This is a genomic window from Scytonema sp. UIC 10036 (assembly GCF_009725235.1).
The window spans coordinates 17,299-43,222 of record NZ_WJFC01000026.1 but is presented as its reverse complement, the minus strand read 5'-3'; the positions used below and the strand labels follow the sequence as shown (position 1 = coordinate 43,222).

Below are 25,924 nucleotides of genomic sequence, written 5' to 3'. Positions count from 1 at the left end.
TTCTAGTTTCAATTTTAGAAAAGAACACTGTTATCAAGGTCATAATGGCTGTAATGCAGTCTAGAAAAGAATTCTAAGCTGATTTTTCCATAAATATAGCACGCTAAGTACGCAAGAGCCTTTTATTTCCTCACAAGTTCCTCAACATCTTTTTATAAATTTAGTATGCAAGTAAAATCACTTAGCATCCTGACTGCTTAATTCTACTCATATAAACCTCTGAGAATGAGGTAAAAAATCTGACCAGTAGTTTTTTCTCCTTCTCACGGGTTAACTCCTCATTCTTAGTAGAAGGAAGAAGAGAAGATGAATCTCAAACAATTCTTGACCTCAAACAGGTGGATTATCCTAACAGGAATTCTGTTTGGTACATTGGGGGCGCTAGCCGTCAACTGGGGAAATCCACCGAATATGGGCATTTGTGCAGCCTGTTTTTTGCGGGATACGGCTGGTGCGCTGCAACTGCACCACAACCCTCTAGCACAATACATCCGACCTGAAATCATTGGATTTGTCCTGGGGGCATTTGGCATTTCTCTAGCGATGGGAGAATGGCGATCGCGTGGGGGTTCTTCTCCCATTCTCCGCTTTATCTTGGGTGCGTTTGTCATGATTGGTGTGCTGGTGTTTTTAGGGTGTCCCATTCGAGTTATACTTCGCATCGCTGGGGGCGATCTCAATGGTGCGATCGCCCTAGCAGGATTCGTAACTGGAATCGGAACGGGGACATTCTTCTTGAAGCAAGGTTTTTCTCTAGGGACTAACGCTAACCAAGCTCCAGTAGTGGGTCTAATCACCCCCTTGGTAACAATGGGGTTGCTAATTCTGCTGGTAAGCCATCCTCCTTTCATTGCCTTTAGTACCGCAGGACCTGGATCTCAACATACACCACTACTTCTCGGTCTGGGATTAGGGCTGTTGGTTGGTATGATGGTACAGCGGACTCGATTTTGTTCAATTGGAGCATGGCGCGATATCTTTTTGGTCAAAGATTTCCAATTGTTCAGTGGTGTTGCAGCTTTCTTAATGGCGGCTCTGTTCACTAACTATATAGCTGGAAATTTTAACTCAACTGGAATTGGCTATCACTGGGGCTTCACTCACCAACCGATCGCGCTGCCCATGACACACTGGACTGAATATGTTTGGACGTTCTTAAGTCTAGCTTTAGTGGGTTTAGCCGGAACTTTTCTGGAAGGTTGCCCACTGCGAAATTTAATCCGCGCTGGTGAAGGTGATACTGATGCTACGGTCACAATCCTCGGGTATTTTGCAGGAGCTGCGATCGCCCATCGTCTACCCATCGCCTCCAGTTCAGCAGGTTTGGGCAGTTGGGGCCTAATGGCTGTCCTCTTGGGGCTTGGCTTCTGTCTGGTTTTGGGGTTCCTGCAACTGAAAAGTATGCAACCTCAAGCTCAACCACAGAAACAGATCTTTGCAGGAGATGGCATAATTATCTTCCCCGATGTTGCTTCAGCCATGAAAGCAGAAAAGGCAATTCAAACAACTGGGTATGATGTGAAGCTAGTTGCGCCTCCTCCTGAACTGCGAATGGGTTGCGATCTAGCGCTAGAAATCAGTTTAGTGCAGCAGCAAGGTATTGAACGGTTGTTGCAGGAGCAAAGCCTCACCTATGTCAAAATCCTGCCTATCAGCAAAGGAAGTACCCGGATATGCGAAATCGTTAAAGTCACTGATTTTGGTCAGTGGGTGATGGTGAAAGCCGGGAATATGAAACTTTCCTATGAAAAAGAAACAGGAGCAATTGTCAACATATCTGGTGGAGGGTGTCCGGATATTCCGTATCTTCATGCCGAAATGGTGGACAAACCGCTCGCTCGGGCTCCTCATCCACGAGACTTGGGCTATACCCTCTGTGCGACAATGCTGCAACGTGCTTACGAAGAGTCCCTTCAGCTTGAACAAGGAGAAACCTAATTATGCTGCTCCTGTTTGGTAGTGTCCCCGATCCATCCTTACCACTGACAATGGGTGCAGTTCAACGGGATGAGGATGTACTGATGGCAGAAGGACGCAGATTCTCTCGCACTCAAGGAACGGGTGCTATGATCGGTGCTGCCTTAGCTGTCACCACAAGTTTAGGTTTAGATCCACCTTATGCTCTAGTTGCAGGTGATATTGGGGATGGCAAAGGCACCAAGGCACTGTTTCAATATCTTACCCAAAACATTGTTGCCCTCTCGCCGCAAGTACTGACTTTGCACTATTGTCTACCGATTATGGGACTGTTAAAAAAACTCTGTCAAGCCATTCCAGGCTGTCCTCAACGACCCATTCTAATTGCCGATGCTGGGGGAATGTATGCGGCTAAAGGAGCTGGGTTAGCTCAAGAGTTTGACATTTTCACACCAGATACCTCGGAAATCGCGTTTCTGGCTGACCCACAAGCTACGCATCCAGCCTATATTTCCCATCACCTGTTTGCCTCGGATGCCAGTGCTGTTCCTGAGCAAATTAAAACTGCATTCCAACTCAACAGTGCCGCAAAACTTTTGCTGGTTAAAGGCAAAACTGACTATGTAGCGATCGCTGGGCAGATTGTTGCCACGATCGATCAACCTAATGTTCCTACCTTAGAACCAATTGGGGGAACGGGAGATACCATTACGGGTTTAGTTTCAGCCCTCGTCTATGCTGGATTGAGCCACAAAGAAGCGGCTGTCATGGCTTGTCGGATTAACCGCATCGCCGGACAAATGGCTCAACCAACTCCTGCAACCAAAGTTAGACAGGTGGTCGATCAATTCCCAATGGTCTTAGCACAATACTACAGCCAATGGACTCAACCACTAGCAGTTCAGCATATCTGACGATATCAGCTGAGACTTTCGCTTTGGCGTAAACAGCAATTAACTTTCGAGATTAGCGATTGAATCCGCAAAAGTTACACAGACCTGATTAAAGAAGGAGTATGTTATGAAAGTCCAACAACCTATTTCTCCGAATCCTCCACTGGCAGCAGCACACTCTAATTTAGGAACAATATTGTATCAACAAGGGCAATTCGAGGAGGCGATTTTAGAGTTCAAACGGGCAATCAGTTTTGATCCAGAAATGGCTGAATTGTATTCTAATCTGGGGCTTGCCTTCTACCGCCAGGGCAGACTGGAAGCAGCAGTGACGGCGTTTGAGCAAGCAATCCAACTCAACCCTAATTGTGTCGATGCTCACTACAATTTAGGAGTCGTCTTCTGTCAACAAGATAAATGGGAGGAAGCCGCAGTTGCATTCCGTCAAGCAATTTGCCTCGAACCTCAATTAGCCGATGCACACGACAATTTAGGAGTCGTCTTGTATCAACAAGGTAAAGTCGATGAGGCAATTGCTGAATTTCGTCAAGCCGTTCCGCTCGATCCTTATCTTGCAGAAACTCACCTCAATTTAGGATTGGCTTTAGCAAGACAGGGTAATGAACAGGAAGCGATCGCAGAACTGAACATAGCAGAACAACTGTATGAATGATGCGAGTACTTGAAATGCGTTTTTACCTGACTACCTTTTGCATAAATCTATCAGGCAGTCAGGATTGCTTAACTGATTACACCATTTCCATATGAAGATGCATAGAAAGAACCTTACCCCAGATTTCTCACAAAATTTGAAGAAATAGGGTCAAAAACTGCCAAAATCGATATTGCACAACCTTCAAACCACACCATTTAATGACCAACCATCATGCAGGGGCACCTTTGCAGGAAGGAAGAAACAACGGGGGGCAGGGGCAAGGTGCAGGTTGTGTTGTGGATTTTTCTCCCTACTCCCCTCTAAAAGCCCAAGTCCTCTTTTGGGGAAGGTGCGGGGTGCAGTTCAAGACAAGGTGTGGGTTTTCTCCCTGCTCGTGAGCTTCCCTGCTCCAAGTCCTCTTTTTGGGGAAGCCCCCGATCCACGGTGCAAACAGGTATAGCGCCCCCGAATTTATTCGTGGAACTGCTCCCAAACCCCTCATCCCCAATTCATGCGAACATATTTATTTGTGGGGTTTCCCCTCCGCTCCCCGCTCCCTGCACTCGTTGCCTCTTCTTTGACGCGAGATCCAAAACTCACTCTGAGGCATTTTTCAATTTGTCATGTTCTCCCTGAGTAACTCGGTAGACTTCTTTGTCTATCATATGGATTTCATACTCTGCTTCTTTTCCAAATAAAAATAAAAATCCAGGCTGTTTTTCTTGCACTTCTACTATTTCAGAAACTGCATTAGGATTGATCTCAACATGAGTGCCTTCTATCGTTTTCAACTCTATAGGTTTCATGCTACCCTCCTTGCTCTCCAGCAAGCTTTATGACTAAATAATTATTTAGTTTAATGCTAGTATAATCACAACTGGCTGACTACACCCTGCAAAAATACTTAATTTTTATCAAATATCAACATTTATCTGTTCTATCTGTTTAGCAGCTTTTTCCCAAAGCTTTGCGGAAGTCTCGTCTTGCCAATGAGTTCTCAGATTTTCTGCTTTTTTGTGACATATTCTCTCTAACATTTCTAATATTGCGGATAATGTCAATTTATCAAGTAATGTTTCTAAAATCTCCATATATTCTTTTTGCATGATATCTACCTCATAAAAAGCATCTGAAATTCTGCTAACTTCTTATATGCAGTTTAGTCTATTTTGAACACTCCTTCAATTTTAAAAAGTGATTTTTAAGTAAAAAGCAAAAACGGAACTTATAATTACCAGAAAGGGTGCGATCGCTAAAGTTAGCAAAACGTGGGGAGATATTGTCAACGAGGCAAGAGCAGAACTAGTAGTCTGTCACATCAACTTTGCTGGGTGGCGCTGATGTTATGGTAAGCTATTTACAAAAGTGGTCAAGGTGACATCATGGCAAAAAAATATACTGTAAATTTAACTAAGGAGGAAGTAGAAAAACTGCGATCGCTAATTAGGTGCGGCAAAAGTAAAGCCAGAAGTATTACCCGCGCCCATATACTTTTGATGGCATGGGAGGGAGAGACAGACAAAGCGAGCCTCCAGGCGGAGGAGCTTCGCTAACGCAGACAGATTGCGAGTCAGCATCTCGACAGTTGAGCGCACCCGCGCCAAGTACGTTAACAGTGGAATTGAGGCTACGCTGAGCGATCGCGAGCATCCACCCAAACCACGAAAACTCGATGGTTTTCAAGAAGCATTTCTGATTGCAACAGCGTGTTCAGAACCTCCGGATGGACGTACAAGATGGACACTACGGCTTTTAGCAGACCGGATAGTGAGTTTAGATGTTGTGGATACTGTTAGTTATGAAACTGTGCGTTCCTATTTAAAAAAAACGATGTCAAGCCGTGGCTAAAGGAACAGTGGTGTATACCTAGGGTGGATGCCGAGTATGTTTTACGGATGGAAGATTTGTTAGATTTATATGGCGAACCTTACGATCCAAAACGTCCGGTAGTTTGTTTCGATGAACGTCCATATCAATTGTTAGAAGATGTCAGAGAACCTTTACCAGCCGAGCCAGAACAACATCTTCGATATGATTACGAGTATAAAAGAAATGGTAGTGTCAATATATTTGCTTTCTTTCAACCATTAGCAGGTTGGCGACATATGGAAGTGACACAACAGAGGACAAAAGTAGATTTTGCAAAACAAATGAAGGATTTAGTAGATGTTTATTGCCCAGAAGCTGAAGTTATTCGTCTAGTACTTGATAATCTGAATACACATAATCCAGCCTCTTTGTATGAAGTTTTTGAGCCACAAGAAGCGCGTCGAATTATCCAAAAATTAGAGTTTCACTACACACCAAAACACGCCAGTTGGTTAAATCAAGTTGAAATTGAATTTTCTGTTTTATCCCGACAGTGTTTAGAGCGACGGATCAAAGACGTACAAACGTTGTCGCAGGAAATCGCTAGTTGGGAACAACAACGGAATGCTGTCTATGCCAGTGTAAATTGGCGCTTTAAGACTACTGATGCACGGAGAAAGATGGAGCGCTTATACCCAAGTGTCTTACCCAGCAAAGTTGATGTGACAGACTACTAGTTGAGGAGCACTCAAAAATAGCTCAATATAGTAAACGCTCTTCTAAGGTAGTCTCTATGAAAACATAATGGGAGGACGAGAACCCTCTGGCACTACGATTTTGCAAAGCGATCGCATTTGCTCTAAAATTAATTGGGCAAAATGATGAAAAATAAACTTCACAAAACAAAATCTTACCCAAACACAGTAACATTACCAGGAACAATCTTTCATATTTGTGGAATCACAAAGGTTTATCGAATGGGTGAGATAGAAGTTCATGCCTTACGGTCGATCAATCTCGATCTCTACGAAGGAGAGTTTGTCGTATTGCTAGGACCTTCCGGTAGTGGTAAATCAACCTTGCTAAATATTTTGGGTGGGTTAGATGTACCGACTAGCGGTCATGTATTTTTTCGAACTCACGTTAAGTTATGCCAATGGGCCGATGGGTCGGTTTACTGTCGCTGCGATCGCTTCTTGAGATATCAGATGAACTAGTTGTCTTTCCATGATGTGCTAGTAGGTTGGGTTGAGGAACGAAACCCAACATTTAATCGAATTATTGGGTGTCACTTGATTCTACCCAACCTACACAAGACATTTGGCAATTTAAGATTTACTTTATAAATGATCTCTGACACTCTGCAACTGAATACTTGATTAAACGAAACTTAGAGTTTGGAGGTAAGCATACCTATATTTTTTGATTAAGTTGTTTTTGTTGTTTCAAAAATTTCGACATGGCTAATAAAGTGAAGCTGCGAGTTATCAAGGTAAATGAAGCTGTATAAAGAAGAAGTAAAAAAATGTCTCCAATTATCCTCCCATAATTTCCGTCATTAATTTCTAGGGGTTCATAAATCAGCGAGTACATACCGAAATATGCTGCTATATAAAAAATTAAACAAAAAAAACCTTGAATAAAAGAACACTCTGCCCTGCTTCTAATAGATTTTGAACTTTGATTTATCAGTTCATCTTGCTGATTGTATATATAGTATATAACAAACATAGTACATATTGTAGAAATGGTTAAAACAAATGCTGGAGTAATCCCTCTTTCATACACTCCTACAGGTCTTGGATTCCTCATCAAGATGAGCCTTATCAGTTCACCAGAACCTGGAAAGAAAACAGATATTTTTGACAACCTACCCCATTCATTTTTAAGAAAATCCCAAAAACTACCGGAAGTTTTCTTCTTCGATGATTCATTAGAGGATGGGCTCATATTTTTAGATTCTTTATTAAATAAGAGTGTTTGCAAATTTTTATCAAGATGTTACAAAAGGTTATCAACTCATTTTATGAAGAGATGGCGATCGCCCTAATCATTACCGCAATGCTCCCTTAGCAACTGATTAATAAATTGTGCAATAGTAAAGAATCTTGATTGAGGAGTTTCGGGTTGATTTCGCATTTGTCTCAGAGCATCTTCAAGACTTTGACGGGGTTTCAAAGTTAATGTTGATGATTTTGTTCCCCAGCGGATCGTAAAACGGTGAGGATTGAGAGTTGGTTCAGATGGGATTTCAGAAGGCAGATCGGAAAAATTCTGACTTGATAAGACATTAGCAAGCTGAACTAAGTTCTGCCGATCTAACTGACCTGTTTGATGGGGAGGTGATACAGTCTCATTGAGAAAACGAGCAGCCTGACAACTCCCATCAGGTGAAATTGTCCAAACCACTCCAGAAAACCCTGCAAAGCCCATTTGTCCATCTTGGAATTCTAACGCTCCGGTCAAGAAACCATCTTGAGTGAGAAAAGGATTGTTATAGGGTGTACCCATTGCCATAGCAAGTATAACCCCCAGACACGACATGAGAATGATGACTGGCATGAGTTTTTAATGAACCTGAATTTAGTTGTCAGGGCATGGTGTTACCACGCCCCTAGTTCTATTTGATTGACCCTCTAGTTAAGACTTCCAAAGCGAACGGTTAAACAGGAATCCCCCGTTCAGTCTCAAAGATCCTCTTGATTGTCGCTTTGTACTCGCCACCACACCAATATTGGTCAATTAGCAAAAGCATATCTTTGGCATATTTGAAGGTTGGTGCATTTGTTCCCAAGACAAGCAAACTGCCAAAGATCAAAAAATCTGCCACTGATTGTCCGACTGCTTTTCTCAAGTGCCAGCAGGCTCCTGCCCAAGCTTGACCGCGATCGTGGGGTTCTGTTGATGTCTCCGAATATTTCAAATCATTATCGCAATTGCGAATCATTCCATCTCTTTCCGGACCAGGTACAACATATTCCCCTAAGTCCGGGTCGTTCAATAAAGAACAAGCGAAATAATCAGCGTATCCTTCGTGTAGTGCCAGTCCTTCACTTCCAAACATCTTAGGATGGTATTCATCAATCACCGCATGAGTAAATTCATGAGCAACTACATCAACTTCTTTAGCTAGATCGCGAAGTCCATTGTCATTTCCTGGGTAACTGCCATCTCCAAAGTAGATCTGCCCTGTAGCAGGATCGTAAAATGCATTGTCGTATTTGTTTCCAGTATGGACGTTAGCACCAAGCTGTCCGTTGTGAGCTTTTCCATAGGGATTATTGACTGTAAATCCTCGAAATCCCAAATCCATAAAATATTGATAGACTTTCTCTACAGAATAGTAAACTTGACACTCATCAAAGTGTGTATTGTCAGGAGGAAAGTCAAATCGATAAGTATTGTCTGCTTGGGCGGGTGGAGCATCTTCATTAATGACTTTACAATATTGACCATCCAATTGCTTATAAGGAGACTTAACATCTCGCAGCATCACGGTTGTCAATTTTGTTTCCTCTGGGTTTTCAGGATAAACCCTTGCTCTCGGAGCAAAGTAAAATGAATGAAACTTCATCGAATTGAAGCTATCTACAATTTCTCCATTCTGGACATCAATGAAGTATTCCCATGTACCCAGAGGATGGTTGGTCGGAACAGTTAAGTGGTAAACTTTCACATCCCCTTGCTGAGTTGGATAGAAAACAGTCTCATGGGTGATGTGACTTCTTTGTTGAACATCTTCACCAAGATCGTTAAGGGCTATTTGGCGAGCTTCTTTTAGAGAGATCTCTTTCTCACCAGATTTAACAGCAACTTGGGAGCGTAGACCACTAGTCACCATTTGAACTTGATTCTTGTTATCTACACCTACCAAAATGTTAGCGCCAAAGACAGGCAATCCCTCATAAGTTTGTTGGCGACGAATGAATTGCAATCCACCCCACTCAAAGGCGTCAATTTCAGAGAGTTCTTCAACATCGTCTGCACTCAATCCTAAAATAGGAGCGTTTTCCCTCAAAAATGTTTGACTAGCTCCAGATGCCGTACCTGCTATCGGCGTGGATAATTTTCCTACTATAGCAGCAGGAGTTCCAGTTGTAATATTCCATTCCAAAGAAGTTCCTGCTCGTTGTTCTAGAAATGTTTTGCTCTCAGATGAACTAATTACAGCAGATTTAGCCTTCCCATTTGAGATGACAGCATCAACGCGATTTCGGTTAGCCCGATGGCGAAGACTAGGCTCTTCATGAAACATAATTTTTTCTCCTGGTAAAGTTTATGCAATGCATTCCTGAAAATTAAATTTTAAAAAATGGTATTGCAGTAGTTATTCAATAACCATCATGTCGATCCGAAGATTCTGTCCCCATCCACCGCCGTTTGAGTCCAACCTGCGAATGCGAATTCGCACAAAATCACGTCCAGTCTCAATGACCTGAATCCCGAATTGATCGGACCATCCGCGATCGAAATTTTCAGATTGACGAGGCTGGCACTGTATAATCTGTGGGGTTGGTGTTGTGAAGTTCCAACCAGTTACCTTCAAAACCATATCGCGATCGCTACTGCCTGCAAAAACATAACCGTAGTGTTGCTGTCCGATTGCGTCTGCTGTCAAACCTTTTAATGTGACCAAATGAATCTTCTCCGTAACTTCGGGAAGAAGCTCGCTGCTAGTTTTTAACTCGCTCATGATGAATTAATCCTCCATAAATGTTGCTTGACTCTCTTTTATTAGCTGAGAAACACCCAATCGCTAAAAGTCATTCAGGCTTTGACTTTTTACGTGGAGATTTAAATCCACACCGTTATTGTTGACCGCCCTCTGCGGAGATTATGACGAAGAACTTAAACCCCTTACACCTTCAAGTCTTGCACTCATATCGACAGTCTCACTGCGTCCATAACAAATCCCTTCTGTCCTTAGCACCCCCTGCTTTGTTAAAGTTAAAAGGACTTGGTTGCTATGTTCTTGTGTAAGACATTTTACTCCTACATTTCCTAAATCATTTTTAGTCCAATGACACCCTGCTACTTAAATGCAGAATTCTGATTTGATTCTTGTTAAGTGTACTGAGGCCCAATCCTTGGCTAGACGAATCCTGGGATTTGGATTTTTTAAACGCAAGTACAAGCTATGCCAACAAAAATCAAATAGGACTCCTATATAATTCAATACTTCTTGAAATAGATTTTAGGGTCAATACGACGATCTGCGTATAAGGATATGAAGATATTGCGACAAATTACCCTTTGAATAATCCCAACTTTGTCAGAGCAACCATTACCGCACCTGTCCGAGTTTGCACGCCCAGTTTTTCGTAAAGATGCTCCAGATGTTTTCGTATTGTTCCTTCAGAACAACCCAGTACTTTTGCAATTCCAGCATTGCTTTTATCCTTGGCAATCCAAAATAGCACTTCCGCCTCGCGTTTAGTGAGTCCAAGCAATTCCAAATCATCAATAGAGAAGGATTGTGGTTCTTGTTCCTCTAATAGCAAGAAATATTGCTCTTTAATAGTGTAGGGAATGAGACTCACCAGTAATTTACTTCCTACTTGCTTCATTTGCAAGGGTAAACAGGAAGATGGCACATATTCATTAAATGTGATTTGTGCAATCTGATGTGTAAACCAATATTGTAAAGGTTCTGGCAATAAGTGTGGATCGCGACGGGGTAAAAAATACTGGCTCAACAATTGTTCTGCCCGTGGAGTCACGAGTTGCACTTGCCCATCGCTCGCCAAAACGATCGCCCCGATAAAATCCAAGATTTGCTTAAATTGTGTTAGTATTTGCTGCTCTTGGCTGAATTTCTGGTTATTCTGATTTGTCTGCATCAAGTCAAGATGCAGTAAATTCAGGATACAGCGATCGCATTCTGGGAAATTCGTGCGATCGCAACTCAAAGAACTCCTTTGCTGTGATGGCATATTTTCCCTTCAACACTATGACGGAGTGAGGAGTTGTATAATTTACTCATCCTCACTCCCCGTTTTCAATTAAGGTTCTCACACGGCTTATTTTAAGTTAATTTTTACAGCTTTGCGCTTCTCGGGTTTAACTTTAGGTAAGGTAAGCGTGAGAATGCCATTTTTATACTCTGCTTGAACTCGATCGGTCTGAATATGACTAGGTAAAGGAATCACCCGTTCAAATCTACCGTAGTAGAATTCAGAGCGCACCATATCTTTGTCTTCCACTTTGGTTTCAGACTTGCGTTCGCCTTTGATAGCAACGGTAGTTTCTGTAACTTGCACGTCTAAATCTTTTGCCTCCAATCCTGGAACTTCTAATCTGAGAGATAAAGTCTCATCAGTTTCTTTCATTTCCGCAGAAGGCATAAATGTTACTGCAATAGCATCTTCATCACTGGTTGGCATGATGCTCTCAAACATCTGGTTAAGCTGACGTTGTAAGTTTTCGATTTCGTGAAGGGGTTCCCAGTGTTCAATATCTTGAAAAGGTCGCCAAAGCGTTATCGGCATATTGGTTCCTCCTAATATGAATTTTTGCAAAGATTGTTGAAAGAGTTTTTATTATGCTGAGTTTTTGTAGAGCCATTTTCACTAACTCTACTTTAAACATAGAAACAAAATATGAGGATTTTGTGAGGAATAAGTATGAACTCATCAAAGCAGGTAGGCGCTAATAATTATCAATATGTGTAGTTGCGATCTATGCATTTATGAAAAATTATTGCATTCCTATACTTATATCACTCTATTTTGATTGTTTAATCATTTCTTAAACATTGTTCCTTTTTTCTCACAACATCCTCATATTTTCATTTTATCCTTCAATTAGGTAGCTGTGATAAACTGCGTATATCATGGTGCATAAAAACTTCTCCCCCTTGCTACCTCTGCTGTTTGAATCACTAATAGCAAAGAGAAGCACTAAGGAAGCGATCGCCTTAGTTCTCATAACTATCCTTTAACTAGCGTTAACAACAAAATAGCGTCTTTGTCAACTCGGTGTGGTGCATGATAAAAAAACGCTAGTAGCTACCTCTTGGGAAAGGAGGAGGAGTTTTTATTTCATATCTTCTATTTTAAAAATCACAAGCACTCGCATTTTTCAACTATCAAAAATGCCGTGTGCAAATCACTCAATCCAATTTCAACTCACTTTTCGCTTTGAGGAGATGTTTATGGATGTTGTAAAACTGCAAGCAGCTATTGAGTTAGCAAATGCTTCTTGGCAAGCAGGTGTGACTAGTGTCTCCGAGCTATCAGATGAAGAAAAGAAACTACGTTTAGGGTACCAACCAGCTCCAGGCGAACCATCTTTACAAGAACGCGAACAAATTGCTCGCCTTAACTCTGAAGCTTTCAAAACAGCCAAAACCTACGGTCAAGTCTTTGGATTTCCAACTTCTTACGATTTACGGGCGGGGGGCTTTGTCACGCCTATGAAGGATCAAGGTAACTGCGGTTCTTGTGTTGCTTTTGGTACGATTGCGACAATCGAAGCAACATTCCGCCGTCAGAGGAATAATCCAAATCTAAATGTAAATCTATCAGAAGCTCATTTGTTCTATTGTTACGCAAAATCAGAAGGCTTTAACTGTAACACTGGTTGGTATGCTGACAAGGCAATGGAAGCTGCAAAAAAGGGTATTGTTGATAAGGATTGCTTCCCCTACACCCCAGGTAACCAAGATTGTAAACTTTGTTCGGATTGGCAAAACCGCCTTGTGTTGATTGGTGGATACCATAAAATTTCCGATGTGTCCGCGATGAAAGAGTGGTTGTCGAGTCGCGGTGCGCTCAGTGCTTGCTTCAGCGTCTATGACGATTTTTTTGCTTATAAGAGCGGGGTCTATCGTCATGTCACTGGTAATTTAGCAGGTGGACACTGTATCTCGATAGTGGGTTACGATGACAGCCAAGGATTTTGGATTTGTAAGAATAGTTGGGGAACTGGTTGGGGCGAGCAAGGCTTTTTCAAAATTGCTTACGGTGAGTGTGGTATAGAAGCCTGGGTATACGCAGTAGACGGTATTGTTGAGACAGGTTGGTTAAATAATGTGAAGGTTCAAGGTTTATGGACAAATAACTCCGACCTTAACTCCTATGTTTATCTGAGTGATGGAATTGGTTGGCGTAGGTTATGCACTGCTAGTGTTAACGCTCACCTGGATATGTTAGCTCAGTTAACTGCCTCCAAACAACAAGAACGCCTAGTATCAGTTTACCAACTTCAAGGGATGATCACCGAAGTCTATGCATGGTAAGTACAACTCGTACATTCATGACATTTTTCTCTTCCCACAACATGGCATTGATTTGAACAATTTACTGACTGTTTTAGATTCTTGAATTAAGGAGATTTATCATGAGCGAAACACCTGACGTAATTCTTCCTGTAACAACAGAGCGGAATTGTGAACCTTGTCAAACACCTCCTTCATTTGTTGCAGTAACAAACACTAGCAATGGTTTGAGTGAGGAAAATAAAATTTTTGATTACCCTACACAAAACCCTCCAGCTAGTACAGTTCTCACTCAAGTAGAAGAGCGTCCAACTAAAGAACCGCCCAGCCAATTTCTGAGCCAAGGAGAAGCCGTTGCTGCTGGGTGGCAAACTAACAAAAAAATAGTTGGGCTTTGGAGTTATTGTTCTGAGGGGCGCAATGCCTGGATGTATGTGGATGGAGTTGGTTGGCGAAAATTTGCTGACAATTCAGACAGTGCGATCGTGGCATTTAACATGATTGCAGCCCATGCCAAAGCAACTGGTAAAGGTGCTAATTTCTATGAAGGCGATGATGGGAAAGTCAATACTCTTTACGTTTGGTAGGACTGAACCTTATCTTAAACTAGAAGCTTAATATCAATTTTGTATGAGGTTGCGTAATATCGATCTCAGGCTAGAAACCTGAGGCTAAACAAACAAAGCTTGACGAATGCAGGCTCATTCTATGCATCCTTAAAAAGAATTGGTAGAAGATAAGAAGTTTTCTCCTTTTATACTTTAAAACGATCGCATTTGTAGGGTGGGCAATGCCCACCATTTTCTGATGTAGATTTTTTGCTTTCTACTAGCAGAAATTGCTACTATAGCAGTCCTAAATGGATTACAAACAGCTTCTTCCTTATCCCCCTTGTCTCATGTTTTCGGATCTCAAATAAGATTGTTATATGTTTCTAGCCCATATCTTTTCTCTATTCTTGGTAGCTTGGATATTACAGTTACCTGATGAAATGCCAAACACTTACGTCCGGGCTCTGTCATTAAACAATCAACTAAAATTATGTAAGCACCCATCCAAATTATTACACCAATTAAGATCTATGTCTGAAGTGACTCTTTCCAGTATCGACAACGGTAAAACAATCACCTTGAAGCGAGGGCAAATGCTTGTTATTCGTTTAGACGAAAACCCAACAACAGGTTATCGTTGGTCAACACCAAATTTGAGTACACAGGTATTGCAACTGAAAAACGACCAATTTAACCAATTCAGCCATGGAGCTATTGGCAGTGGTGGACAACGTGTATTCATTTTTCAAGCCAATCATCCCGGACAAATAAAACTACAATTAAAAAACTGGCGTGAATGGTCTGGCGAAGAATCAACAATCGAGCGATTTGAAACCACTATTCAAGTAGTGGAATAATCTCTGAGTATTTTCTTCTTGAAGATGCGCTCGTTTTTCTTCTATGGAGAATTTTGATTCTTCAGTTAATTTGCTATATTTATTAACTACAGCCAACACTGCGATGTTTGTAATTGAAGTCGAAGAATTACAAAGATATTTAACTAGTTTATGACGGCTGCCATAGAATTTTATAGAATTTTAGTTGTAAAGACTTCTTATATAGCCTTTTGATTCACTAAGTTGAAGCTTGATATAAACAGAGAAGCTTCAACACTTTGAAACAGGAGTTACAAGTCATGAGTACTATCATTCAACGTCGGCGCGAATTAGAGTTAGTACAAGTCTGGGATAAGTTTTGCGCCAAGATAACGGATACAGAAAACCGCTTTTACATTGGCTGGTTCGGCGTGCTAATGATTCCTACTTTAATAGCAGCCATCACCTGTTTTGCGATCGCCTTTATAGTTGCACCACCTGTAGATATAGATGGCATTCGAGAGCCTGTTATTGGTTCCTTAATGGGTGGCAACAATATAATTACAGCCGCTGTAGTGCCCACTTCTGCGGCTATCGGTCTTCATTTTTATCCAATTTGGGAAGCAAGCTCGGTTGATGAATGGCTTTACAATGGTGGTCCGTATCAATTAATCGTGCTGCACTTTCTCATTGGAGTTTGGTGCTATCTAGGACGACTTGGGGAGTTAAGTTATCGTTTGGGTATGCGTCCTTGGATTGCGGTTGCGTTTAGTGCGCCTGTAGCTGCAGCAACGGCAGTATTACTGGTATATCCTATTGGTCAAGGAAGCTTCTCTGATGGTTTACCGTTGGGAATTGCAGGCACTTTCCACTTCATGTTGGCATTCCAAGCCGACCACAATATCCTGATGCATCCTTTTCATATGTTAGGAGTGACTGGGATCTTTGGTGGTGCTTTGTTAAGCGTGTTACATGGTTCTTTAGTAACCTCAACTTTGATTCATACAACCACCGAGAATGAATCGCCCAATGCAGGATACAAATTTTCTCAATCTAATGTTACCTACAACTATTTGGCAGGACATAATGGCTTTTTGGGAAGACTGCTCATTCCTTGGTTCGGTAGTCAAAACCACCGCACTTTTCATTTTCTGCTAGCTGCTTTACCAACAGTTGGTATTTGGTTTGCTGCTCTTGGTGTCAGTACAATGGCTTTCAACCTGAATGGATTAAACTTCCATCACTCAATTTTAGACAGCACAGGTCAAGTCATTAGAACTCATGCCGATATTCTCAATCGAGCTAATTTAGGAATTCAGGCGATGCATGCACCCAATGCCCATCACTTTCCACTTATCCTGACTAGTAGTGATGCGCTTCGAGTCAGTTGAGAACATCAGTTTGGCTTTGATAAAAGCTTTACCACAATATCTTCATCACACCGAACTTCAACTATATGCAGTTACAGAAAAAAGAATAGGGAACGGAAGCTTTTTGTGAAAAATCCCTGTTGTTGAGCTATGCTCCAAGCCGAGATCTGGCGGAGTATACGTTGTTCAAGATGGCAATCAAATGATTGGCAGTCCGACTTCTGACAAAGAATAACAGGACAATATCGCCAACTGCTTGGATCAAACCCCCGGCTTGAGCCCAATCCTGAATGAACTGCCACCGAGTAAGTGTTAACAGGAATAAGCCACCTTGCAGATCCAGCGGCAGTTGGCGACCATCCAAAGAATTACAGACTAACAAAAGGAGGAGATATGAGCAACAAAGAGGCTAATAAAAACTTTTGTGAAGAACTGGCTAGTAATTTCATTAATAACAGTTGCGAGCTTTTAGGAGGTTCGCTTGGAACTGCTACTGGTTATGGTCTTAAAAAAGTGGATTATTTAATTTTGGTATTGATATTAAAATAGCCTAAATAAACCTATTAAATGTTAATTCATATTCTATATAAATTAACTGTTGACAGTTAACAAGAAGTTAACTCGGGCTTTAACGAATTTTGCTTTCCCAGTTTTCAGGCAACTTTTGATACTCTAAAAATTCCATTGAAAACGTTGCCATCCCTTGAGAAAGGGAACGTAATTTGGTGGAATAACCGAACATCTCTGCTAAAGGAACTTCTGCACGGATAATAACATCTTGGTCTCTTGTTTCTGAACCCAACAAGCACCCACGGAGAGATAGCAGTTGACCTTGTATCCGTCCCAAAAACTGACTCGGTGTTTCCACTTCGAGCAACATCATCGGTTCTAAAAGGACAGGATTAGTCCGAGCAAATGCCTGTTCAAAACCTTGTCTTGCAGCAAATCGAAATGCCATTTCTGAAGAATCAACAGGATGATAGGAACCGCCTTCCAAAATAACCTTTACCCCAATAATTGGATAACCTTTGAGCCATCCTGTTTTGACCCCATCGTAGAATCCTTGTTCGCATGCCGCAATAAATTGCTTGGGAATAACACCTTCAACAACCCGGTTCTCAAACACAAAAGGTTCTTTGCACAATTCTAAACGACCGACTACGTGGGCGTATTGTCCCGTACCACCAGGTTGTTTTTTTAGAGTATAGTCAAAGGTTGCTCCTTGAGAAATCGTTTCCCGGTACGCAACTGCGGGAGGACTAATATAGGCTTCTGCATGGTATTCTCTTTTCATCCGTTCTAAGTAAATATCCAGATGTAGTTCTCCCATGCCCGACATTAAAGTTTTATGGGATTCTGGATCGGTGCTGACGTGTAAGGTAGGGTCCTCACGAACAAAGCGGTGTAGTGCTTTTTCAAGGCGATCGCTATCTTCCTGGCTTTTTGGAGTAATAGCAATAGTCATGACAGGTTCTGGTACAAATATACCTTCCAAAGACAAATTTATTCCCGGCGGACATAAAGTATCACCCGATGCACAATCCACCCCCATCAACCCGATAATTTCCCCTGCTTCTGCAACTAGAAGTTCCTGTCGCTTATCCACCTCAATCCTTACCAGTCGATTGACACGAAAAAATTTTTTCGTGCGACTATTGTAAAGGCGATCGCCATGTTTGAGAGTTCCAGAATAAAGGCGAATATAAGTCAGCTGACCAAACTCATCATCAATCAGCTTAAACGCCAGCGCCACAACTGGATCTGTTGGTTCGGGATAAACCTTCACCTCCCTTTCCGTCGAAACATCCATAGCAGTGACAACTTCTCGTTCCATAGGAGACGGTAAATAAAGCGTCACCGCATCCAATAAATTCTGCACCCCCTGATTTTTGAATGCCGAACCCATAAGCACTGGCGTAAATTCAAGATTGAGCGTTCCTTGACGAATAGCATCCCAAATCATGTGTTTGGGAACCTCTTCCCCACTCAACAACTTAACCATCATGGCTTCCGAATGGATAGATATGCGATCCAAAAGTTTTTCTCGTGCTACTTGCGCCTGTTCCTGTAACTCTTCAGGAATTGGCTTTTTCGCCCAAGCTTCGCCATTTTCGCCTTCATAGTAATGGGCATTCATCTCAATTAAATCGATGACGCCCTCAAACTTGTCCTCCAAACCGATAGGATACTGGAGCACAACAGGATTTAAATGGAGTTTTTCTATAAGCGCATCAACAACGCGGAAAGGATTTGCGCCAACCCGATCTAATTTATTAATAAAAGCAAGACGCGGAATGCGATAGCGCTTCATTTGCCTATCCACTGTAATAGACTGAGACTGCACCCCCGCCACACCGCACAACACCATAATTGCTCCATCCAACACTCGCAAAGAACGCTCAACTTCAATCGTGAAGTCAACATGACCGGGCGTATCAATTAAATTGATTTGCGTCTCATTCCAAAAGCAAGTGACAGCAGCTGAAGTAATGGTGATACCCTTTTCACGCTCCAACTCCATATAATCCATAGTTGCACCATCTCCATCGCCACCAACCTCTTCAATCTTGTGGATTTTACCCGTGTAAAAAAGAATTCGTTCTGAGATAGTGGTTTTTCCCGCATCAATGTGCGCTGAAATACCAATATTGCGAATGTTAGTGCGAAAGACCATAGTACGTCATGCCTAAAATAGGGATTTATTTATATACAGCATTTTTGAGGTAAATGAAGTACATAAGTAGGGGCGCTCTTGCCTTGCGCCCTTACAACAACCTGTACCTCAGTTAGTTACAATCTGCTGTAAGTAAACTTATGAAAGCATACCTTACAAAAATCCCCTGTCGTTCCCTTTCATCAACTAGACAATGTACATCTAAGTCTGATGGAGAGAGCAGTGTTAGCCAGGGGGTCAAATGTATTGCAACTTTATACAGAAACGGTACATTTCTTAAATTAAAGAAAAAATGTGAGGATTGTGTGAGCAATACAAATTAGATTTTCCCCCCTTTTTAAGGGGGCTAGGGGGGATCTTGATACAACGGTAGACTTGACACACATCCTCTTACAACTCATGTTGAAGAAAATTTTATCTATTAGCCAGAAAAGATAAAAAATATTACATTGACTGATAAAAAGAAGACTCATCATGGATTTTAAGAGAAAATATAAATGTGGTGAAGTAAAAGCGCCTAAAATTGTTCATTAGAGCAATATTTAAGGAGGTTGAATATTATGCGAGATCTATTAATATCAGATGCTGCTACTTACCTAATCGTCAAATTAGGTGTTCTGCTTTTAGCGTTAGTGTTGCTGTATTTTGCTAATCCCCATCCTGCTTTATAAGAGACAAGAAGTTCATAAAAATTGCTAGCAATTCTATCTGATCGAACTGCCAAAGCCCTACCGCCAAATTATGTCGATTCACATTGGCTTATGCCATTTTCCGAAAAGGATAATACGAATTGAGGGTGTAGAGACGTGCCATGGTACGTCTCTACAAAATTTCTACTTCAAATAGATGTTATAAATAAGACAATTATCTACGTATAGTAGGGGCGAAAGGCGGTTCGCCCTCACTGTTCTTTTTGATTTTACGTTTTTTTAATTGTGCTTGCTCGCTCAAATTTTAGAGATATCATCCCTATATACGCAGTCTATAAATGAGCTAGTGAAAGGCTCAAAGTGAATTCTAACTTCAAAATAAATCCGCTCTTAACAAAAATTAGTTAACAAGTTGGAAAATAATGTCAATTCATCATCCTATATGGACACTAACGGCTGAGGAAGTGTTTGAAAGTTTAACTACTTCCTCACAAGGACTAGAGGAAGTAGAAGTTGAGTCAAGGCTGAAACATTACGGTTTTAACGAACTTCCTGAACCGCCTCAAAAACCCATGCTTCTATGCTTTATCGAACAGTTGATCCATTTCATGGCTCTGCTGTTATGGGTTGCTGGTACTTTAGCTTTTATCTCCGGGACACCGGAACTTGGTTGGGCAATTTGGGCAGTTATTTGGATAAATGCTATATTTAGTTTTTCTCAAGAATTCCAGGCTCATAAGGCTTTATCTGCATTGAAAAAAGTTCTGCCAGCACAGGTGCGAGTTTATCGGGAGGGTACACTAAAAGTTGTTGGGGCGCGAGAGTTGGTTCCTGGTGATGTGATTGAGTTGGAAGAAGGCGATCGCATTTCCGCTGATGCTCGACTCATTTGGGCTCAAAACTTCTCTATAGATGTATCCGTGCTGACAGGAGAATCTTTGCCTGTAGCCAGACACGCGGAACCTATTACAACCGAAAACTTACGTCCGGCTGAGGTAGCAAACTTAGTCTTTGCAGGTTCTACTGTTGCTTCCGGTCGAGGGCGAGCAGTTGTGAGTGCGACTGGAGCGCAAACAGAATTTGGTCACGTTGCTCGCTTGACAACAAACATTCAACAAGAAGTTAGCACTTTAGAAATTCAGATCTCTAAAATAGTCAGAGTCATTACCGCCATAGCTCTCAGCATGGGGGCTATAGTGTTCCTACTGACTAACTTGTTAGTAGGAATGAAACTGCGAGAAAGCTTCATTTTTGCGATCGGCATTATTGTCGCTTTTGTACCCGAAGGACTTTTACCTACCGTCACCCTTGCCCTTGCTATCGGTGTTAAACGAATGGCAAAGCGTAATGCTTTAGTTCGCCGTCTCTCTGCCGTAGAAACCCTCAGCGCTACCTCTGTTATTTGCACTGACAAAACAGGTACGCTCACTAAAAATGAAATGACCGTTTGCGCTTTATGGATTCCTAACACTACTATTGAGGTGACAGGTGTAGGCTATATTCCAGAGGGAAAAGTTCGCATTCCAGGAACGGCTGACCGTGGACAGGTAGAGCTTTTATTAGCTGGAGCATCATTCTGTTCTAATGCTAAACTAGTTCATCCTGCAGGTATTAGCACTTGGCAAGAAATTGGCGACCCTACCGAAGCCGCTTTGTTAGTCGCTGCTATTAAAGGTGGGTTAAATCTTGAACAATTGCAACATCAGTCTCCTAGAGTTCGCGAAATTCCTTTTGATTCGCAGCGAAGAATGATGACCGTTGTTTTAGATTGGCAATTATCTGAAGTTTGGTCCAATCAGTCTCCGTACTTAAGTTTTACAAAGGGTGGACCTTTAGAAGTGTTGCAACGTTGTGGTTGGATTTTGCAAAACGGACAAATCCGAGAATTAACAGAGGTCGAAAAAACTGAGGTTGCAGCCACAAACGACCACCTTGCCAGACAGGGATATCGAGTTTTGGGTATTGCGACTCGTAAAGGAGGGACAGAGCTTTTAGAATTAGATGACCGTGCATTAGAAAACAACTTAATTTTTATCGGTTTAGCAGCAATGATTGACCCACCCCGCCCGGAGGTAGCAGAAGCCATCGCCCGTTGTCACCGAGCAGGCATTAGAGTAACTATGATTACAGGAGATTACGGACTCACAGCCGAGGCGATCGCCCGACGTATTGGCTTAGTCAACGGTAAAGTAAGAGTTGTCACGGGTGAAGGTATAGGACGCCTCTCGGATGCTCAACTCCGCCGCCTTTTGCAATATCGGTCTGTAGTCGTTTTTGCACGTATGATGCCAGAACAAAAGTTAAGAATCGTACAAGGGTACAAAGATTTAGGACATATCGTTGCAGTAACCGGAGATGGAGTTAATGACGCACCAGCTTTACGGGCTGCTAATATTGGCATAGCAATGGGTATAAATGGCACTGATGTTGCTCGTGAAGCTGCTGATATTGTGCTTGTAGATGATAACTTTGCAACCATCGTTAGCGCCATTGAGCAGGGACGAGCAGTGTATCAAAACATACGTAAATTTATCACTTATATTTTGTCTTCCAACGTAGCGGAATTCTTCCCCTTTTTGATGATGGTTGTGCTCAAAATTCCACCTGCTTTAACAATTTTGCAAATTTTGGCAATTGACTTAGGAACAGACATGATTCCAGCCCTAGCCCTTGGTGCAGAACGACCCGAAGTAGGAACCATGCACGAACTTCCTCGGAAAAAATCCCAAACCTTGATGGATTTCCCTCTACTCATTCGTGCCTACTGTTTTTTGGGGCTAATTGAAGCTTTAGTTGGAATGACAGGATTTTTGTTAGTTTGGTGGAGTCATGGTTATGGAATCGTAGATTTACAAGCCCTTAGCCCATCGATTTTATCTCACTCTGCCAGTGCATCAACACTAGCAATTTACCATGAAGCAATAACGGTGACATTAGCCACGATTGTCGCTTGTCAAGATGGTAACGTTTTTGCGTGTCGTTCGGAACGAACTTCTATTTTTGATTTAGGCTTTTTCAGCAACCGCCTAATTTGGTTGGGGATTTTTGTAGAGTGGGTTTTGATTTTCTCAATTATTTACTTACCACCCCTACAAACAATCTTTGCGACAACAGATTTAAATCCCTTACAACTGTTGGTATTGTTGCTGTGTCCACCGTTAGTTTTAGCTGCTGATGAAATCAGAAAGCTGAATTTAAAAAATTTAAACATTAAAAAAGGAAAGACCAATCATACTGTTGATGCATAGTTGTAAGGGCGAACAACCGTTCGCCCCTACTGTATTATGATGTGAAACAGACGACAGCGTGTGCAATCAACCACACATCCAACCCACTATCTACACTCGTATCAGCAAGAGGAACTGTGAATGAGTAGGTACTAACGTGTGGATCGAATGCTCAATAAGTTTTAATTTTTTCATCTTATGTTGCACTAGTTTCATAATTGAGAAAACAATCAGATCTTTAGCGTTGTATTTTTCAGTTAACATTTCATATTGATAGGTAAAACGATGTTCTGGCTCATCTTTTTGTCCTCTTCCTTCGCGCTCTTTGCGTCTTTGCGGTTTTTTAATCACCCCTTAAATTCAAAGTGGTGAACCACTATGCCCATCTAAAGCCTCCTCCAGGAGGAGATGACTTTCAATTGGAAGCATCTAACTACGTTAGTAGTTTTGACAGTCTAATTTATCCAGCAAAGCAACTGGTAAAGGTGCTAATTTCTATGAAGGCGATGATGGGAAAGTCAATACTCTTTACGTTTGGTAGTATTGAGTATTCTCTTATTCTGTTTTCGCCAGGAAATTACCTAAACAAGTGGCGTGAATGGGCTGGTGAACAATCAACAATCGATCGATTTGAGGCGATTGTTCAAGTGATTGAGTAATTCAGCTATTCCTCTAGAGCGTAGATTGCGGGTAGTTGTCGGTACTCCTGGTTAAAATCAATACCATAGCCAACGATAAAGCAATCGGGTACTGTAAACCCTAAATAATCTATAGTGACTGGTATTTGCCTACGGGCAGGTTTATTTAATAAAGTACACAGTCTGAGGGAAGCAGGATCGTAGTTTTTTAGATAGTTCAAGACTGTAGCAGTGGTGATGCCAGTATCTACAATGTCCTCAACAACAATCACATCTTGACCCATTACCTTTTCCTTTGGCAAACCCATTATTATAGTGGCTTGTCCTGAAGTGACTGTAGAGGCTCCATAGCTGGAAATGCTTATAAATTCAATATTACAGATAGTTGTGTTTATCTTTCTAACTAAGTCAGCTAGAAAGATAAAACTGCCTTTGAGTATTCCTACTAGTAATAGAGAGCGATTTTCATAATCCCTGTCTAATTCTTTCGCTAGTCGGTTGACTGTCACAGCGATCTCTTCTTGAGATATTAACTGAACTAGTTGTTTTTTCATACCTATCTTAACCAAATACGAGATTTTACCTCTATAATCAACTTTATTAACCCTCCCCGATAAGAAGATGTTTGAAAAGTGGTTGACTGTCATTTAGAACATCAATTTGGGCAGTAAAATAGATTATGGCTTTTCACAAGAAGCCTTCAAGCAATCCACAGAGAAACAAACTGGAAATCTTTACCACTAAACAACCCGCGATCGCTCAACTTTAAATCGGGAATCACCAGCAGTGCCATGAAAGAAAGTGTCATAAATGGTGCTAATAGTTGAGAACCCAAGCGTTTTGCCCAACTATCCATGTGAGCATACTGTTTTGCTACCATATAGCCGTCGGCATCACTCATCAGTCCAGCAACAGGTAAATTAAGCACTTGGATAGTAGTGTTATCTACTACAGCAAGACCTCCTTGAGCCTCAATCACCGCATTCACCGCCGCGCAGAGTTCCTCGTCAGTTGTACCAACAGCCACGATATTGTGGGAATCATGAGCCACACTAGAAGCGATCGCTCCCCGTTTGAGTCCAAAATTCTGAATGAATCCTACGGCAGGTGGCGTATTTTTGTAACGGTTGACAACGGTAATTTTGAGAACATCATGTTCTATATCTGAAGTCACTTCGCCATTTTGAATATGGGCTGGTAAATGCTTTTCAGTTGTGGTTAACTGTCCGTCAACTGCTGCTATCGCACGCACAGTCGAGCCGTTTGCAGGAATGCGAAAATCTGCCACCTGTTTTTGAGCAGCGAGAAAGTGATTTATCGGTGTGACTGGCACAGATGGAAGCATAGCTTGTCCCGATTTCGCTGCTAAAATCCCTTTGCAATAGGTAGACACTACGGTAAAGTCTTGTAAATTTTTTACCACAATTAAATCAGCTGGGTCTCCAACTTGCAGCAATCCTACATTCATTTTGTAATGACTGACAGGATTTACACAGGCAATTTGCAGCACATTCATGACATCATGACCTAATGCTACAGCACGCCGCACCAGTTCGTTGATATGCCCTTTGACCAAATCATCAGGATGCTTGTCATCGCTACAAAACATACATCGATCCGGGTGGGAATCAATCAAACTATGTAGTGTCTCAAAATTTTTAGCTGCCGAACCCTCACGAATTATAATCTTCATTCCCACTGCAAGTTTATCCAACGCTTCCGCCAAAGTGCAGCATTCGTGGTCGGTAGTAATTTTAGCATCAGCATAGTGACGTGCTGCCTCACCACACAATCCCGGTGCATGTCCATCAACTGGATATCCTAATTCTTGGGCAATACGGATTTTTTCCATGACCTCAGTTGTGCGGTTTAAAACGCCAGGAACGTTCATCACTTCGCTGAGATAAGAGATGCCATCTTGCTCAAAAAGTTCGCGAATTTCTTTGGCTGTCAGTTCTGCTCCTGCTGTTTCAAACCTAGTTGCAGGTACGCACGAAGGAGCACCAAACACGATTGTGAACGGTGTTTGGGCAGCATTGGCAAGCATAAAACGAATACCTTCTAACCCTAAAACATTGGCAATTTCGTGGGGGTCAGAAACTGCTGCTACTGTACCATGTACCGTTGCCAAACGGGCAAATTCAGTTGGTACGAGCATAGAACTTTCGATATGAACGTGGGCATCAATAAAACCGGGAAGGATATATTGGTCTTCGGAGTGCCCATTTTTCTGTGCGTTGGGTTGTGCCTCACCGTAGGCGATCGCTTGAATACGTCCGTTGTTGATGAAAACTGTTCCGGGAAATATGGTTTTGTGGAGAACGTCTACGATGTTTCCAGAAATGCTGAAGTTTGCCATAACCCACCCTCCGGGAAAACCACGGGAGATGAAAAGATTCTCATTTACTTTACAGCCATTTTCAGGTAAATAGACCACAGTCGTAGGGGCGCTCTTGCATTGCTTTTATCCTTAGCAATCCAGAACCTGCTGCCTTTTATTGACCGGG

At 41.9% G+C, this 25,924-nt stretch carries 23 protein-coding genes and 1 pseudogene; 12 read left to right on the top strand and 12 right to left on the bottom strand.

The features are described from left to right. Positions 1 to 306: 306 nt before the first annotated feature. From yedE to F7734_RS14695, 3 genes are all read left to right on the top strand, one after another. On the top strand, positions 307 to 1,938 hold the full coding sequence (yedE, locus tag F7734_RS14705) for a YedE family putative selenium transporter (protein WP_155745412.1): 1,632 nt from the start codon (positions 307 to 309) through the stop codon (positions 1,936 to 1,938). Positions 1,939 to 1,940: 2 nt separating this feature from the next. Beyond that, entirely contained in the window at positions 1,941 to 2,831 is an 891-nt protein-coding gene (locus F7734_RS14700; protein ID WP_166481919.1) for an NAD(P)H-hydrate dehydratase, read from the top strand. Positions 2,832 to 2,937: 106 nt separating this feature from the next. Beyond that, the gene (locus tag F7734_RS14695; RefSeq protein ID WP_155745411.1) at positions 2,938 to 3,483 is read left to right on the top strand and encodes a tetratricopeptide repeat protein; all 546 of its coding nucleotides are present in this window, start codon (positions 2,938 to 2,940) and stop codon (positions 3,481 to 3,483) included. A gap of 578 nt (positions 3,484 to 4,061) precedes the next feature. Here the strand turns inward: F7734_RS14695 and F7734_RS14690 are convergent. Both F7734_RS14690 and F7734_RS14685 read right to left on the bottom strand, forming a co-directional pair. Beyond that, positions 4,062 to 4,271: a hypothetical protein gene (locus F7734_RS14690; RefSeq protein WP_155745410.1), complete on the bottom strand. Its 210-nt coding sequence runs from the start codon at positions 4,269 to 4,271 to the stop codon at positions 4,062 to 4,064. 108 nt (positions 4,272 to 4,379) lie between these two features. Next, the gene (locus F7734_RS14685) at positions 4,380 to 4,571 is read right to left on the bottom strand and encodes a hypothetical protein (protein ID WP_155745409.1); all 192 of its coding nucleotides are present in this window, start codon (positions 4,569 to 4,571) and stop codon (positions 4,380 to 4,382) included. A 276-nt stretch (positions 4,572 to 4,847) separates the two neighbouring features. On the opposite strand from F7734_RS14685, the pseudogene F7734_RS14680 reads away from it, so the two are divergent. Both F7734_RS14680 and F7734_RS65275 read left to right on the top strand, forming a co-directional pair. After that, positions 4,848 to 6,011 (top strand): annotated as a pseudogene (locus tag F7734_RS14680) (IS630 family transposase). Between the two features lie 141 nt (positions 6,012 to 6,152). Beyond that, positions 6,153 to 6,491: an ATP-binding cassette domain-containing protein gene (locus F7734_RS65275; protein WP_279239716.1), complete on the top strand. Its 339-nt coding sequence runs from the start codon at positions 6,153 to 6,155 to the stop codon at positions 6,489 to 6,491. 196 nt (positions 6,492 to 6,687) lie between these two features. Here F7734_RS65275 and F7734_RS14670 read toward each other — a convergent pair whose 3' ends face one another. The 6 genes from F7734_RS14670 to F7734_RS14645 all read right to left on the bottom strand — a co-directional run bounded on the left by F7734_RS14670 (position 6,688) and on the right by F7734_RS14645 (position 11,762). Next, complete coding sequence (locus F7734_RS14670) at positions 6,688 to 7,224, bottom strand: hypothetical protein (RefSeq protein WP_155745408.1); 537 nt, start codon at positions 7,222 to 7,224, stop codon at positions 6,688 to 6,690. 96 nt (positions 7,225 to 7,320) lie between these two features. Beyond that, positions 7,321 to 7,836, bottom strand: coding sequence for a hypothetical protein (locus tag F7734_RS14665; protein ID WP_155745407.1), 516 nt, complete (start codon positions 7,834 to 7,836; stop codon positions 7,321 to 7,323). Positions 7,837 to 7,936: 100 nt separating this feature from the next. Beyond that, positions 7,937 to 9,529: a M36 family metallopeptidase gene (locus tag F7734_RS14660; protein WP_155745406.1), complete on the bottom strand. Its 1,593-nt coding sequence runs from the start codon at positions 9,527 to 9,529 to the stop codon at positions 7,937 to 7,939. A gap of 72 nt (positions 9,530 to 9,601) precedes the next feature. Beyond that, positions 9,602 to 9,967, bottom strand: a complete 366-nt coding sequence (locus F7734_RS14655; RefSeq protein ID WP_155745405.1) for a hypothetical protein — start codon at positions 9,965 to 9,967, stop codon at positions 9,602 to 9,604. A 553-nt stretch (positions 9,968 to 10,520) separates the two neighbouring features. Then, a complete protein-coding gene (locus F7734_RS14650; protein ID WP_207714103.1) occupies positions 10,521 to 11,207 on the bottom strand; it encodes a helix-turn-helix transcriptional regulator in 687 nt (228 codons plus the stop codon). 87 nt (positions 11,208 to 11,294) lie between these two features. Continuing rightward, positions 11,295 to 11,762, bottom strand: coding sequence for an Hsp20/alpha crystallin family protein (locus tag F7734_RS14645; protein WP_155745404.1), 468 nt, complete (start codon positions 11,760 to 11,762; stop codon positions 11,295 to 11,297). A gap of 665 nt (positions 11,763 to 12,427) precedes the next feature. Between F7734_RS14645 and F7734_RS14640 the strand changes: the two genes are divergently transcribed. The 5 genes from F7734_RS14640 (at position 12,428) to F7734_RS14620 (ending at position 16,777) form a co-directional block, all read left to right on the top strand. Further along, a complete protein-coding gene (locus F7734_RS14640) occupies positions 12,428 to 13,513 on the top strand; it encodes a C1 family peptidase (protein ID WP_155745403.1) in 1,086 nt (361 codons plus the stop codon). 101 nt (positions 13,514 to 13,614) lie between these two features. Next, the gene (locus F7734_RS14635; protein ID WP_155745402.1) at positions 13,615 to 14,079 is read left to right on the top strand and encodes a hypothetical protein; all 465 of its coding nucleotides are present in this window, start codon (positions 13,615 to 13,617) and stop codon (positions 14,077 to 14,079) included. A gap of 494 nt (positions 14,080 to 14,573) precedes the next feature. Further along, complete coding sequence (locus F7734_RS14630) at positions 14,574 to 14,900, top strand: protease inhibitor I42 family protein (protein ID WP_166481918.1); 327 nt, start codon at positions 14,574 to 14,576, stop codon at positions 14,898 to 14,900. 278 nt (positions 14,901 to 15,178) lie between these two features. Then, positions 15,179 to 16,249 carry a Photosystem Q(B) protein 1 gene (locus tag F7734_RS14625; protein WP_155745400.1) on the top strand — a complete coding sequence of 357 codons (1,071 nt, stop codon included), beginning with the start codon at positions 15,179 to 15,181 and terminating at the stop codon, positions 16,247 to 16,249. 288 nt (positions 16,250 to 16,537) lie between these two features. Beyond that, positions 16,538 to 16,777, top strand: a complete 240-nt coding sequence (locus tag F7734_RS14620) for a hypothetical protein (protein WP_155745399.1) — start codon at positions 16,538 to 16,540, stop codon at positions 16,775 to 16,777. Positions 16,778 to 16,856: 79 nt separating this feature from the next. Here F7734_RS14620 and fusA read toward each other — a convergent pair whose 3' ends face one another. Further along, the gene (gene fusA / locus F7734_RS14615; RefSeq protein WP_155745398.1) at positions 16,857 to 18,902 is read right to left on the bottom strand and encodes an elongation factor G; all 2,046 of its coding nucleotides are present in this window, start codon (positions 18,900 to 18,902) and stop codon (positions 16,857 to 16,859) included. 1,072 nt (positions 18,903 to 19,974) lie between these two features. Between fusA and F7734_RS14610 the strand changes: the two genes are divergently transcribed. After that, positions 19,975 to 22,800, top strand: a complete 2,826-nt coding sequence (locus F7734_RS14610; protein ID WP_155745397.1) for a cation-transporting P-type ATPase — start codon at positions 19,975 to 19,977, stop codon at positions 22,798 to 22,800. A gap of 90 nt (positions 22,801 to 22,890) precedes the next feature. Here the strand turns inward: F7734_RS14610 and F7734_RS14605 are convergent, their stop codons facing one another. Further along, positions 22,891 to 23,130, bottom strand: a complete 240-nt coding sequence (locus F7734_RS14605) for a hypothetical protein (RefSeq protein ID WP_155745396.1) — start codon at positions 23,128 to 23,130, stop codon at positions 22,891 to 22,893. 14 nt (positions 23,131 to 23,144) lie between these two features. On the opposite strand from F7734_RS14605, the gene F7734_RS14600 reads away from it, so the two are divergent. Next, positions 23,145 to 23,438 (top strand): hypothetical protein, encoded by a 294-nt coding sequence (locus tag F7734_RS14600; RefSeq protein WP_155745395.1) that lies wholly within the window; start codon positions 23,145 to 23,147, stop codon positions 23,436 to 23,438. A 5-nt stretch (positions 23,439 to 23,443) separates the two neighbouring features. Here the strand turns inward: F7734_RS14600 and hpt are convergent, their stop codons facing one another. After that, on the bottom strand, positions 23,444 to 23,971 hold the full coding sequence (hpt, locus tag F7734_RS14595; protein ID WP_155745394.1) for a hypoxanthine phosphoribosyltransferase: 528 nt from the start codon (positions 23,969 to 23,971) through the stop codon (positions 23,444 to 23,446). 146 nt (positions 23,972 to 24,117) lie between these two features. Next, entirely contained in the window at positions 24,118 to 25,776 is a 1,659-nt protein-coding gene (gene ade, locus F7734_RS14590) for an adenine deaminase (RefSeq protein ID WP_155745393.1), read from the bottom strand. Positions 25,777 to 25,924 lie beyond the last annotated feature (148 nt).